Source organism: Dokdonella sp., assembly GCF_049593775.1.
Classification (GTDB): Bacteria; Pseudomonadota; Gammaproteobacteria; order Xanthomonadales; family Rhodanobacteraceae; genus Dokdonella.
The window spans coordinates 1-13769 of sequence record NZ_JBAWHJ010000251.1 but is presented as its reverse complement, the minus strand read 5'-3'; the positions used below and the strand labels follow the sequence as shown (position 1 = coordinate 13769).

12 protein-coding genes are annotated in these 13769 nt (G+C 62.2%); 1 reads left to right on the top strand and 11 read right to left on the bottom strand.

The features are described 5' to 3' along the window. Positions 1-391: 391 nt before the first annotated feature. From WBP53_RS08910 to def, 11 genes are all read right to left on the bottom strand, one after another. Positions 392-721 carry a hypothetical protein gene (locus WBP53_RS08910; RefSeq protein WP_423928043.1) on the bottom strand — a complete coding sequence of 110 codons (330 nt, stop codon included), beginning with the start codon at positions 719-721 and terminating at the stop codon, positions 392-394. A 15-nt stretch (positions 722-736) separates the two neighbouring features. Beyond that, positions 737-1519, bottom strand: a complete 783-nt coding sequence (locus tag WBP53_RS08905; protein WP_423928041.1) for a 3-hydroxybutyrate dehydrogenase — start codon at positions 1517-1519, stop codon at positions 737-739. Positions 1520-1597: 78 nt separating this feature from the next. Then, entirely contained in the window at positions 1598-2983 is a 1386-nt protein-coding gene (locus WBP53_RS08900) for a sigma-54-dependent transcriptional regulator (protein WP_423928039.1), read from the bottom strand. Between the two features lie 118 nt (positions 2984-3101). Further along, the gene (locus tag WBP53_RS08895; RefSeq protein WP_423928036.1) at positions 3102-4805 is read right to left on the bottom strand and encodes an ArnT family glycosyltransferase; all 1704 of its coding nucleotides are present in this window, start codon (positions 4803-4805) and stop codon (positions 3102-3104) included. A gap of 20 nt (positions 4806-4825) precedes the next feature. Continuing rightward, entirely contained in the window at positions 4826-5884 is a 1059-nt protein-coding gene (locus WBP53_RS08890; protein ID WP_423928034.1) for a CDP-glycerol glycerophosphotransferase family protein, read from the bottom strand. 98 nt (positions 5885-5982) lie between these two features. Then, complete coding sequence (locus WBP53_RS08885; RefSeq protein ID WP_423928032.1) at positions 5983-7728, bottom strand: ArnT family glycosyltransferase; 1746 nt, start codon at positions 7726-7728, stop codon at positions 5983-5985. 57 nt (positions 7729-7785) lie between these two features. After that, positions 7786-9945 carry an ATP-binding protein gene (locus WBP53_RS08880; protein ID WP_423928030.1) on the bottom strand — a complete coding sequence of 720 codons (2160 nt, stop codon included), beginning with the start codon at positions 9943-9945 and terminating at the stop codon, positions 7786-7788. Beyond that, positions 9924-10439, bottom strand: coding sequence for a DUF4390 domain-containing protein (locus WBP53_RS08875; protein WP_423928028.1), 516 nt, complete (start codon positions 10437-10439; stop codon positions 9924-9926). Before WBP53_RS08875 ends, WBP53_RS08880 begins: the two co-directional genes overlap by 22 nt. Positions 10440-10449: 10 nt before the next feature. Further along, positions 10450-11772, bottom strand: coding sequence for a 16S rRNA (cytosine(967)-C(5))-methyltransferase RsmB (gene rsmB / locus WBP53_RS08870; RefSeq protein WP_423928026.1), 1323 nt, complete (start codon positions 11770-11772; stop codon positions 10450-10452). Continuing rightward, on the bottom strand, positions 11769-12728 hold the full coding sequence (fmt, locus tag WBP53_RS08865; protein ID WP_423928024.1) for a methionyl-tRNA formyltransferase: 960 nt from the start codon (positions 12726-12728) through the stop codon (positions 11769-11771). Before fmt ends, rsmB begins: the two co-directional genes overlap by 4 nt. Beyond that, the gene (gene def / locus WBP53_RS08860; protein WP_423928022.1) at positions 12729-13253 is read right to left on the bottom strand and encodes a peptide deformylase; all 525 of its coding nucleotides are present in this window, start codon (positions 13251-13253) and stop codon (positions 12729-12731) included. A gap of 332 nt (positions 13254-13585) precedes the next feature. On the opposite strand from def, the gene WBP53_RS08855 reads away from it, so the two are divergent. Then, positions 13586-13769, top strand: a 184-nt coding sequence (locus tag WBP53_RS08855; RefSeq protein WP_423928020.1) for a LysM peptidoglycan-binding domain-containing protein, incomplete at its 3' end; no start/stop codon positions are given.

Genomic DNA, 13769 nt, shown 5'->3' with positions numbered 1-13769 from the left:
CGGGCGAAGTTTCATTTTCATCACGGCATTCCTGAAGGGAGGGCGGAATTGGTACCTGCCAGTTTACAGCTCTTAACGCTGGCTTTACATCCTTCCGACGCAATTATTTACGCCTGCTCCGGGACCGCGACAACGCACCTCAGCCTTGTCCAGGCGACACGTCCGAGCAGGCCCCGGCTCGCCCGCCCTGGCCTGGAGTCCTTCGCCTGTCTTGAGTGCGCGGCCAAATCCCGGGCAACGATAATGCCCCTCCGACTCCAGGCTCGGTTGCCGGTGAAATCTCGCGATTTGCAGACGCCCACGGCCATGGACCAATTTCGGATGACCGAGACACCCGGCCATCGCCTTGGCTATTCCATTTTGTTCGGCCCCGCCAAGGGCCGTCGGCAGGCTAGCCCTGCACGGTCTTGCGCAAGCGACGCAGGAAGACTTCCATCTCCTTCGCCGCCTGCGTGTCCCCGCGCTGGCCAGCGACCGCAATACCTTGCTCATAGGCTTCAATGGCACCTGACTGGTCGTTAGCCTCGGTCAGGGCGCGGCCCAGCATTTTCCAGGCGGCCGAATAGCGGGGATCAAACCCGAGTGCGGCCCTGAACTCAAGCGCCGCGGCCGAGGCATCGCCCGCATCCAGCAGCACGTTGCCAATGGACACACGAAGCAAGGCGCCATCACGCGGGCCGCCGATCTGGCTGCGCAGGCGCTTGAGTGCGTCGCTATTCACGGGCAGCGCGGCAACTCATTGCATGTGCCAGCCGTGGCTGACCGTGATGCTTTGTCCGGTCAGCGCGTTGGTTTCGAAACCGGCAAGGAACAAGGCAAGGTTGGCGACATCATCGACCGTGGTGAACTCGGTATCGACGGTGTCCTTGAGCATGATGTTGCGAATCACCTCGTCTTCACTGATGCCAAATGTCTTTGCCTGTTCCGGAATCTGCTTCTCGACAAGAGGCGTGCGCACGAAACCGGGGCAGATGACGTTTGCACGCACGCCATTGGGGCCTCCCTCCTTGGCGACGACCCGGGCCAGACCCAGCAGACCATGCTTGGCGGTGACATAGGGCGCCTTGAGTTTCGATGCCAGATGCGAATGCACCGAACCCATGTAGATGATGGCGCCCCCCTGGCCGCGCGCGTACATGTCCTTCAGGCAGGCGCGCGTCGTCAGGAAGGCCCCGTCAAGATGGATGGCAAGCATCTTCTTCCATTCGGCGAGGCTGAATTCCTCGACCGGCTTGACGATCTGGATGCCCGCATTGGATACGAGGATATCGACCTTGCCTAGCTTCCTGATCGCTTCGGCCACACCGTTGTCCACGGCAGCCTCGTCCGTGACATCCATGGCAACGCCGATGGCCTTGCCACCTGCGTCGGTGATTTCCCGTGCCGTCGCGTTGGCACCATCGATATTGAGATCGGCGATCACGACCGCCGCGCCGTTCTGCGCATAGACCTCGGCGATGCGCTTGCCGATACCGCTGGCCGCGCCGGTGACGAGGGCTATCTTGCCTGCGAGTTGCATGGATTTCTCCGATCAGATTTCATGAAAGTGGTTGCCAATCGAATCACAATCCCGTCGTCGAATCGATTGGCCAAAGGTTCACTGTTCGTCGCGACTGGCGCTCTTGGGATCGACACCCAGGTCCTTGAGCTTGCGATACAGATGGGTGCGCTCCATGCCGACCATCTTGGCCAGCTTGCCTACGCTTCCGCCGGCTTCATTGAGCTGGTGCAGGAGGTAAGTGCGCTCGAACTGCTCACGCGCCTCGCGCAGGGGCTGGCTGAAATCGATCCCCATGGCCGCTCCCGGCAACGGCTTTTCGTCAGCGCTGACGGCGCCTAGCGCCTGCTCCACTTCCTCGATCGAGACATCCGGCGCATTGCCGAGAATCAGCAGGCGCTGGACCAGGTTGCGCAGTTCACGAAGATTGCCGGGCCATGGGTAGTTGCGCAGGCGATTCTGCACGACGACGGGAAACTGGCGATACGGCAGCTTGTCCCGATTGGCGAAGAAATCGGCGTAGTAGCGCAGCAGCTCGGGGATGTCCTCGATGCGCTCGCGCAGGCTGGGGACTTGCAAGGGCACGACATTGATCTGGTAGTAGAGCTCCTCGCGGAACTTGCCGGCCTGGACGGCGGCATCGAGATCCTGCGAACTGGCCGCGATGACGCGCAGATCGATCGGCACGGCGTCAGGCGCTCCGCAGCGAATCAGGTTGCGCCGCGCAAACGCGCTGGAAAGGCGCTGCTGCAGTTCCGGATCCAGCTCGCCGACCTCATCGAGGTACAAGGTGCCGCCGTTGGCCTGCTCGATCAGGCCGTACTGCACGGTGCCATTGTCATCACTGCCAAACAGTGCGCGTGCCGCGTGATCGCGTGCAATTGAGCCCGCGGCCACGGTAATGAATGGTGCCGCACGACGCGCGCTTTTTTCGTGCAGCCAGCGCGCCAGGGCTTCCTTGTCCGTGCCTCTCTCGCCTTGCACGAGGATCCACGCATCGTGAGCGGTGAGCTTCTCCATCTGCGCCTTCAGCGCCTGCATGGCGCGACTCGTCACGACCGGATCAAGCGGCATCGCGAGCTGGTTGCGCAGACCCTCGTTTTCGCGGCGCAAGCGACTGGCCTCGAGCGCGCGCTCGACGGTCAGCAGCAGTTTGGCCAGCGAAATGGGCTTCTCGACAAAATCGTAGGCGCCAAGGCGGGTCGCCTCGATCGCCGTTTCGATGGTGCCGTGCCCGCTCATCATGATGACAGGGCACGGCAGACCGCCGCGCTCATTCCATTCGCGCAGCAGGCTGATGCCATCCAGATCCGGCATCCAGATATCCAGCAGGACCACGTCGGGGCGTTCGCCACGACGTGCTTCCCGCGCAGCGGCTGCCGATTCCGCAACAGCAACCACATAGCCCTCTTCTTCGAGGATTTCCTTGACCAGACCGCGGATATCGGGCTCGTCATCGACGACCAGGACACGTGCCGAAGGCATGCGCGTTACTCGTTGCAAAAAAGAGACAGGAGCATAGCGCATGCCCGAGGTGTCGCGCAGGACGGGGGCGTGCCACCCACGCCATGGCGTCACCGTGGCAGGCGGGAATCAGGCGTGGTCAGGGGCCGGATGAAACCTTGCGATACGGCCAATAGTCTGGCGGCACGAGCTCCGCAGGATGTGTGGGAAGCGGCGCCGGCCGCCCGATTCGGCGTAGCGTCCAGCTATCCATCCGCTCGATGACCAGCCATTCCGAACGAAAAGGCTGAATCAGCTCGGCATGGGCCAGATCGGCCGCCGACAACTGCTTGGCGTAGTAGACAACACGCCCGTTCGGATTGGCTGCCAACCATGGTTCCACCAGGCTTCCGTGCAGAACATCAAGCGGCTTCTGCAGGCGCCCGAGATACTGGAACTGGTTTTCGTAGACCTGGAAATGGGCGACCGGAATACCCGCCTTCTGCAAGGCCGAGATGCGTTCGGCAGCAGGCCGAAGATCGAAGGGTGCCCACACCGTCTGCGCGAACAGCAGATAGGCAAGGGCAACCGCGCCCAGGCTGAGGCCGGCAATACGGCGCACGGCGGGGACATCACCGCGCGGCGTCATCAGGAACAACACACCCAGCACACCCGCAGCCAGCGCAAACAACGGACTGGCAGCCGAAAGATCGATCAGCGCAGGCGTGTCAACGCGGCCGTCAGCGACCCTGCCCGGCAACAGCAGCAACATGAGCGCGCCAAACAGGCAAGACAGCCCAAGCAGCCAGGCACCGGCTGCTCGCGGCGCGCGCCGATCCCGAGCAGCGAAGCTTGCGAATCCCGCTGCCAGCAGGATCGCGACGCCTCCGAGTTCAGGCAGCAAGTAGTACGCCTGCTTGCCACTGACCAGGGAGAACGCGATCAGAACCGAGCCCAACCAGCAGGCAATCATGCGCCGGCCAACATGCATGTGCCCGGCGCAGCCGGCGATCAGCGCGGCCCAGGCCCTTGGCCACAACAACCATGGAACCAGCAAGGCGGGTAGAACCGATGCGTACCACCACCAGGGTCGTGCGTGATCGAAACTGTCGACCACGCGACCCGCGGTTTGCACGAAAAACAATTCGTTGCGATAGGCCTCGCCGCCCGCCTGTGCAGCGGGGATGGCCCATGCAACCAGTGCCGCGCACGCTAGCAGGAGGGCCACACCTCCGCCCAGATACCAGCGCGCACGCGATCGCCGCGCCCAGGGGTGCCAATACGGGCCGAGCAGATAGACGGCTGCAATGTGCAGCAGCATGACCGGACCCTTGGTCAACAACCCGGCCGCCACGGCCACGGCGAACCACCCGAACCAGGGTCGCTTTTCGGGATCGCTTCCAACCAATGCGTTCAGTGCTGCCATCACGCACAAGGCGAGCAGCGTTTCGTACATGATCTGCAGGCTGAACAGAAAGGTGAAACTGAAGGCGGCGAGCAACCAAGGCGTCAGCGAACTGACCAGAGGTGATTCGCGAAACAGCACGCGTGCCAGGCGTTGGGTGAGCAGCAGGACGCCAAGCCCGATCATCACCTCGAGCAGGCGGGGCCAGACATCGCCGACGCCGCCCACGGCCCAACCGGCATGGATCAGCCAGAACAGTAACGGCACCTTGTGGCTATACGGTTCGCCGTTGTTGTACGGAACGAGAAACTGGCCGCTGTTCCACATTTCCCAGGCGACCCCGAGCGTGCGCGTGGAGTACAGCGGCATGAAGCCGGTCTGGAAAATAGCGAACAATGCCGTAAACAGCCACAGCGGAATCCACAGCGATTCGACGAAGGGCGAATCTGCGGTTCCCATCCTGAGTGGCTGCCGGGAAATCAATCGCCCAGCGACTCTTCGGTCCAGCCGAGATAGCGCAGGCGGCCTTTCAGCTTGCGCCAGATGTTCAGCGGCTTCGGCGCCAGCGCACCCATCTGGCCTGAGGCAAGGGCATCGGCGGCTGCAAGAATGCGCTCGCTCGAGCGACCATCACGCGAGGGATGGATGCTGTACGCGTAGGTTTCGATCTCGCTGACCAGGGCGGGCGGGGGATCCATCGCAGTCTGCAGCGCTTCTTCCAGCTGGTCGGACGTGCGGATATTGATCATGTGCGCGCGCGGGGCGCGATTGCGGAACGTGACCACCGGCTTGCCCTGGACGATGAATTCGGAAACGGCAGACGACGTGTCGGAGACCAGCACATCGGCTGCACGCATCATGCTGACCAGGTCAACGGCCTCGAGATAGCGGGCGTTTGGCCCTTCAAGCGAGCGGTACATCCGGACCAGCTCGGGATCAGACTTCGGATGCAGGGTCAGCAGCCAGTAACGCTTCCCGCTCTCGACCTGCTTGCTGATTTCCTGAAACAGCGCAGGCGCGGAACTCAGGCTCTCGGTGAACGTCGCGGCATACATGCAGACGACGCGACCATCATGCGGGTGCACGTCAGGTTCGGTCACCGAATCGCCGCAGAACATCGGATCGAGTTTCGGCCAGCCCGTTTCCACGACCTTGAAGTGGCCCAACTCCGCAGCAAGTTTCTGGAACGGCTCAGTCGTGGCCGGCCCCTGCGTGCAATAGAGGTCGAACAGGCCCCGAATGCGAAAATGCCCCCGCGTTGAATCTCGTTTTTCCACGTTGAATCCGTGGAAGACCTGCACCTTGATGCCCGGAAAGAAGTGCGGCACCCAGTTGCTCGCCGAATACACGGCAGCCGGCGCGAACGCCTTTACCTCGCCGGCATTGCGAAGGACCCGCTCACTGGGCCGCATATACGGCGACAGCGAAGAAGCCACGAACCAGGCAGCCTCACCCCCCGATGCGCGGATCGACTCTGCCAAGGGCCGGAGCACAGGCAATGCGTAAAGGGTGGTGGCAAAAAGAAGATGACGCTGCATGCAGTCGCTTTTCCGTAACTGGTTGAATCCCTGACAATTTGGCCGTGCCGGGATGCACTCTACTGCGCAACAGAATAACTCCCGCAATCGGATTCTTCCTATTCCTCGTCGTCCTGATCGATCTTTTCGCTAACCGGCTGCGGAACATTTCCGCCCCTGCAGGCCGCGGAAACCGCATCTGCACCGAACAGATACCAGGCGCGCCGGTTGGCGTTGCCCACGAATCGGGCCGTGTCCGTGTGCACGCAGGGCTGCATGGCATCCTCGAGGATGAATACCTGGCGATCTGCCGGATCCGCTTCCAGCCAGATGATCGCTTCGGCCAGTTGGAGATGTCGCGGCTTGCGAAATCCGAAATCCGTGACCTGACGGTCGGCAAGCAGCAGATTCTGCTCCTTCCAGCCGACCAGGGCGATTTGCGCATCGGGCCCGGCCAGTTCGCCGGCATGGCGCATGACCTTGGCCGCCGAATTGGAGTCGTTGAGGATCGGGTAGGCCCAGAAGCCCCACAGCAACCACATGCCCGCCAGAGTCACGCCCAGCCCGATCAGGCTCCTGCGCACGCGGAAGAACATGGCGGAACATGCCGCAACGGCACCTACCGCAACAATGAATGCCCAGAGCATCAAGCCGTTGTTGCCGATACCGCGTTCGATGACCAGTTCATTTGCGCGTTGCATCGAGCCGCTCCATGCATAGGCACCTAGAGCGAGAAACAGGATCGCCAACAGCATGATGAAAGCAAACGTGACCCAGCGAAACCACGCGCGCTGACGAAGATCATCCATGAATGGCGCCACCAGCAAGGCGACCCAGGGCAGTGCGGGCAGGATGTACATATCCCGTTTGCCGGTGGGTATCGAGAAGAACACGAACACGATGGCGACCCATGCCAGTGGCAGCAGGATGCGCGCATCGCGGGCGCGCAATCCGTCCAGCCAGCGCGGAAACGCACCCACCATGGCAATCGTCAGCGGCATCCACGCGTAGGCGACGACTTCGAGGAAGTACCAGGGTGGATGCTCGTGAGCCCAGGAGTTGGCGTAGCGCCCGGCGGTCTGCCGGAAAAGGATGTCATGCGCGTAGGCCTGCAATTCAGGCGAATCACGGCTGATCAGGGCGAGCAGCAAGGGCACGATCCAGAGGCCGATGGCGATCAGGAACGCCAGCGCCCCGCCCGTCCATCGCCACACACCGCCTTCAAACTGCGGCATGTGCTCCCAGCGACGCCAGCGCGCAAACAGGAACGGCAGAAACATGAACAAGGCAAGAATGCCAACACCCTTGCTGATCACACCCAGACCAGCCGCGAAACATCCAAGCCAGTACGCACGCCAGTTTGGACCCAGCAGGAAGTGGCGCAGCAATCCGTAATTGGCCAGAGTGATGAAAAACGTGACTACTGGATCGATCTGGGCCCGCTTGGCCTGATACACGAACTGGAACGTGGCGAGCACGGCGATCGCAGCCCAAAGGCCGATGCGGTGATTCCAGACTCGCCGTCCGAAATCGTAGATCAGGATCAGGGTACCCAGCGCCGCCAGCAATGAAGGCAGCAGAAATGCAATTCTCCAGCTTCTGGTCAGCTCGTAGGCCGCAGCCTGCATGACCATGAACATGGGCGGCTTGTCCGAATACAACTCGGTGCCGCGATGCGGTATCAGCCAGTTGCCACTCTCGACCATCTGCTTCGCGGCCAGCGCGAAGCGCGGCTCATCGGCAGGCCAGGGATCACGCAAACCGATGCCAGCACCGATGATGAGTAGCGCAACAAGCAGGAACACCCAGAATTCGCGGCGCTCGTGCGGGGTTCTCGATGAAGGAGTGAAATCGACTGCGGTCATTCGGAAACCTCGGCTAGTGTCCAGTGTCCCGGCACTGGCCGGACTCGTCTATGTCTTTCAAGGCGCGCCCAGGGGCAAGCGCATGAAGAATTCCGCACCGCCTCCTTCGCGCTGTGCAGCACGCACGCTGCCACCGTGCTCTTCGGCGATTTTCTTCACGACCGCCAGGCCGAGCCCCGTGCCACGCGACTTGCTTGACGTATAGGGCTCGAACCAGCGCTCACCAAAACCTTCCGGCAATCCGGAGCCGTTGTCAGCGACGGCGACCTCGACCCACTGCGTGTCGCCGCTCTGATCCACGCGCGTGCTGACCACGATTTGGGGCTTGCGCAAGTCACCGATCGCTTCCAGCGCGTTCTTGAGCAGGTTGTGCAGAGCCTGACGCAAGCGTACGGCATCGACCTTCACCATAGGGTCACCATCGACGAACTGGCGGGTCAGGCTCAGGCGCTGGTCATTGCCGTACAGATCGAGCACTTCGGCTATCAGGGTGTGCAGCGCAACCGGACGCGTCGTCAACTGCGGCGGTCGCGCATAATCACCGAACGCATTGACCATGGTCTTCAGGGCTTCGACCTGGCTGACGATGGTATGCGTGGCACGATCCAGCAATTCACTGTCGTCCGCTGGCAGGCGACCGATGAAGCGGCGCCGCAGTCGCTCGGCTGCCAACTGGATCGGAGTCAGCGGATTCTTCACCTCATGCGCAAGCCTGCGCGCGACCTCACCCCAGGCAGCATCGCGCTGGGCGCTGTTGAGCACGGTCAGGTCATCGAACACGGCGACGAATCCGCCATCGCCAGGCAACGCTGCACCACGCAACATCAGCACGCGACGCTCATCACCGTTCTCGATGACGATCTCCTCGCGCCACTCTCGCAGACCTTCGCGCATGTGGCGAGCCAGTGGATCGGCAATGGGCGACAGTTCAGGCTGCGCCCGCTTGATATCGGCCAGGCTACTGCCACTGTAGTTGCCCAACTGCACCCCAAGGATGGCTTCACCGGCGCGATTGGCCACGCGCAGGATGCCTTCATGATCAAAACCCAGCACACCGGCGGAGAGTCGTTCGAGCACCGCACCAAGCCAGACACGCTGGCGATCGATCTCCTGCGAGCCGTGCTGTGCACGCATGCGCGCCAGCTCCAGTTCGCGCGTCATCTGGCTGAACGAGTTGACCAGATGCCCGAGCTCATCGTTACTCGCGATTGGTAGCGGCGTATCGAAACGGCCAGCGCCTACGGCACGGGTTGCGTGGATCAGCCGACCGACCGGTGCCAGCAGACGACGCGACACACCAAATGCTGCGAGTACGGCGAACAGGACTGAAAGCAGCAGTACGAAGGTGAGGATCAGGCCGAAGGTCAGTTTCAGCGAGCCGCGCAGGTATTTCAGTCGCTGGAAGTCGAAGCTCGCGTTCTCGATGCTGCGGGTCAAAGGCTGCAGGCGCTCGGGCAATGGATACAGGCCTTGCAGCAGGCGTCGCTTCCCACCGAGCCCGGCGACGCCGATCGGAATGACGACACGAATCACGAGCAGATCCCCCAATGGCTCGGCTGCCGCGAAGCGATTCTCGCCACTGACGCGCATCAGGGTGGTCGAATCAGGAAACAGCGGCTCGAGAAAACCGGGATCCGAACTGGCCATCGCCAGTACGCGACGATCGGCGTCGAATACGCTTAGCTGGATCGCACCGAGCGCCTCGATCTCCCGGTCCAGGCTGGACTGCAGATTGCTGTCGAATACGCTGACCAGTTCCTCGGCAAGCTCGGCACTGCCAGACTCGGCCGAGCGGAGGTGTTCATCGATGACGATACGTCCGACTTCGAGTGCGTCATCGAGTGCGCGCTCGAGATTGACATCAAACCAGCTGTCGACCGTGGCATTGATGAAGCGCAGCGAGAATCCGTAGACCACGAGGACCGGTGGTACGGCGAGCAGGACCAGGATCAGCAGCAGGCGCCGACTGAGCCTCGCTCCGGGCGCATCGCGAACCAGATCGCGGCGCAAACGCCATAGGCGCTGGGCAATCAGGGCCAGCAGCACGACCAGGGCAAAGATGGCCGCACCCAGCACCCAGCGATAGGCATCGACGAATTCACCCGCGCCGCCAGCAGCCTGCTCGGCCAACTTCAGCGATGCCGCCAGCAAACCCAGCACGGCCAGCGTGGGCAGCAGGCGTCGCCCGATGAAGATTAGCCAGCCGCGACGATCCACACATACTCCGGTGCGATAAGACGCCAGGCTGGCTCAAGCATGGCGGGAAGGCGCAAGGCGCCGGGAAGCGCAGCATGATCAAGACCCACATCAAGCCTCAGCCGGGTACCCGGCGGCAAGTTTGCGAACTGTCCGGGCAACGGCAGGTGCAGGGCCGCGAGGGCCTCGGTCAGGTAGCCATAGGCTGCGAAACTTCGCAGTTCACCGGTGCTGGTATCGCGCAACTGATAGCGTCGGGTCAACGGGAAGTAGCGCAGTTCCATCTGGCGCTGGTCATGCACCATGCCTTGCGCGCTGCTGGCCTGCAGATGCACATCGAGGGTGATGGGAATGCCGTGCTCGAGAGCATCGCTGATCGGCCCGTTCAACTGGCAGTCCAGGTCCAGCTCCAGGCGAGGCCCCTCGGCTACGGCAACCAGTTGTGCGTCGCGAACAAGGAGTGTGCCGGGTGCCTGTTCACGCAAAGCCTCGCAGCCGGCCAGAAGGCCGATCATGCAGAGCGAGCTAGCGAGTTTTTTCCAGAAGCGCATAGTAGAAACCATCCATCCCCTTGTGCCCCGGGAGATTCTGCCGACCGGCACCGGCGGCACGTCCATGGCGATCATGGATGGGCATTGCCTTGGCGTCACTGAAGGTATCGAGCAATCGGGCAACGGTCGCCTCGTTCTCGGCACGCAGCAACGAGCAGGTTGCGTAAAGCAGCTTGCCCCCGGGAGCGAGCATAGGCCAGAGAGCCGCTCCAAGTCTTGCCTGGATTGCTGCCAGTGGCGCGATGTCCGCAAGGCGTCGGTGCAACTTGATATCGGGCTGGCGGCGAATGATGCCGGTTGCCGAACACGGTGCGTCGAGCAGGATGCGGTCGAACGGTCGTCCGTCCCACCAGTCTTTGGAGCGTGCTGCATCGGCGTGCACGACATTCGCCTCCAGCCCCAGTCGGCCAAGATTTTCGCGCAGGCGAGGCAGGCGACCCGCATCGGAGTCCAGGGCGGTCAGTTCGACATCGGCGCGCTCGAGGGCGTGGGCCGCCTTGCCGCCCGGCGCTGCACAGGCATCAAGGACGCGCTGGCCGTCCGCCAGGTCGAGCAGGTCGGCCACGCGCTGGGCCGCGCCATCCTGGACAGAGAAATGTCCTTCGGCGTAGCCCGGAAGCCGACTGACATCCGTGCTTTCCTCAAGCACGATGGCATCCGCCAGGTGCAGGGGAGCATGAGCTGCGACGCCAGCCTGACCGAGCCGGCCGAGCAGGTCCTCTCGCGCACAACGGCGTCGATTGACGCGCAGGGTCAGTGGCGCTTCGCGGTTGTTCTCTTCGAAAACGCTCTCGGCATCACGCGGCCAATCGCCACGAATGCGCTCGATCAGCCAGCGCGGATGAGCATGCTGGCTGATTTCATCACGATCAGCCTCTTCCAGCAGTGCCTTGCGCTCACGCAGGAAGCGTCGCAACACGGCATTGACCAGACCTGCATGGCGCGGCTGCCCCAGCAAGCGTGCCGCGTCGACACAGGCAGCGACTACAGCGTAGTCGGGCATGCGCATGATTTCGATCTGCACGAATCCCAGCACAAGCAAGCTGTGGATATCGCGTGCCTTGTCCGGCAAGCCACGCTCAAGCATTTGCGCAAGCACGGAGTCAAAGCGCAGCCACCAGCGAGTGGATGCGAACAGCGTGGCCGCAAGCAGGGCACGATCGCGCGGATCGGCGCTACGCGATGCGCGCGCCTCGAATGCAGCACGCAGCGAAACGCCATCGAAGACGACCCTGGCAAGGATGCGCGCCGCGTCAGCGCGGACGCTGGCACCCGAATTTTCAGCCTTGTCGTTCATTCTGGCTTGCTGTCGCTGGTCAATTCGATCAACCCCGGTCGCGCGTTCAACCAGTCGCGCACCGAGATCCGGCGCCCACCATCACGCTGGATTTCGCGGATGCGCAAAATGCCATCTGTCGTGGCGACGTCGACACCATCGACGGCGTACCGAAGCACGGTGCCAGGCTCAGCTGCGGCCGTTTGCGGCAAAGCCTCGGCCGACCAGATTCGCAGGCGCTCGCCGGCCACAACTGTTTCCGCCACCGGCCATGGATTGAAGGCCCGCACCTTGCGCTCAAGCGCCATTGCAGGCTCGCTCCAGTCAAGCCGCGCTTCGGCCTTGTCGAGCTTGTGCGCATAGGCAATGCCGACTTCAGACTGCACGTCGGCGTCCGCAACCTCGCCAGCAAGCAGCCGCGATATTCCGTCAGCGAGCACCTCGGCACCCAACATCGACAATCGATCGTGCAATGAACCACCCGTCTCGTCGTCGGCAATGGCGATGCGTCGCTCGAGGAGGATCGGCCCCGTGTCCAGCCCCGCCTCCATCTGCATCAGGTCGACCCCGGATTCGTCATCGCCGGCAAGGATGGCACGCTGAATGGGGGCCGCACCTCGCCATCGCGGCAGCAGGGAGGCATGCACGTTCCAGCAGCCGTACCGTGGAATGCCGAGTACGGAGCGCGGCAGAATCAGACCATAGGCAACCACGACGAGCAGGTCCGGTTGCAACTCGGCAAGGCGCCCCCTTGATTCGACATTGCGCAGCGATTCGGGTTGCTCGACAGGAATCCCTGCCGCAAGCGCAAGCTGCTTGACCGGACTGGCAGTCAATTTGCGGCCGCGCCCGGAGGGACGGTCGGGCTGCGTATACACCGCGACTACCTCAGCATTCGAATCAAGGCAGGCCTGAAGACTGGGCACGGCGAAATCCGGCGTTCCCGCGAACACCAGGCGCAAGCGATTTTTCATCATTCAGGCGCTTTCTGGTGCTGCGGCATCAGCATGGCGGCGCTGCTTCTCGAGCTTCTTTCGCACCATGTCACGCTTCAGCGGCGACAGGTAGTCGACGAACAGCTTGCCGACCAGATGGTCCATCTCATGCTGGATGCAGACCGCAAACAGGCCGTCGGCCTCCAGTTCGATCTCCTTGCCCTGAAGATCCTGGGCGGCAACACGAATCCGGTCGGCACGATCAACATCGGCAAAAATACCGGGGACCGAGAGACATCCTTCCTGACAGGTCTGGCTGCCACTGCGCTCGAGGATCCTCGGATTGATCAGGGTCATCGGCGAGTCCTTCTCCTCGGAGACGTCGAGAACCAGCATCTGGATATGCCGATCCACCTGTGAGGCCGCCAGGCCGATCCCGGGAGCGTCGTACATGGTTTCAAGCATGTCCTCGGACAAGCGCTTCAAGGCCGCATCAAAAAGCTCGACCGGCTTGGCCTTGGTGCGCAGGCGTGGATCGGGAAATTCAAGAATTGTGAGGACAGTCATTGTGTTGAATCCGGATTTTCTGGGCATCAAAGTGCCGTACATGCCTGATGATCTGGGGGCATCACGGGACCAGACAAGCCGTTTGGGCCCGTAAAAGTCTACGCGTTTGCTGGCTTTCAGGCGATTGTTGACGGTTTTCAGCCCAAAGCCACAAAACCGGCCCCGGTAGTGCCAGACTCATGGCCCGGCGTGGGTGAGGAGCCTTCGGTACCACGAGCGCCGACTGACGCGGTTTGCGACAAGGTTCAGGTTTCCGGATGTCGGTCGTTTTCTCGGGTTAAAGTTTCCTATACACTCGCCAAAGCCATAGGGGAATCAGGTAATTGGCAGCCATGCTTAAAAAACTACTTTCGATTTCTGCGGGACTCCTGCTCACCGTTTCGGTTTTTGCCGCAAACCAGTGGGCCGAGAACGCGCCGAGCAGCTATATCGTCCAGAAGGGCGATACGCTTTGGAGCATTTCCGCCAAGTTCCTGATCAAGCCGTGGCACTGGCCCGAGATCTGGCAACTCAATC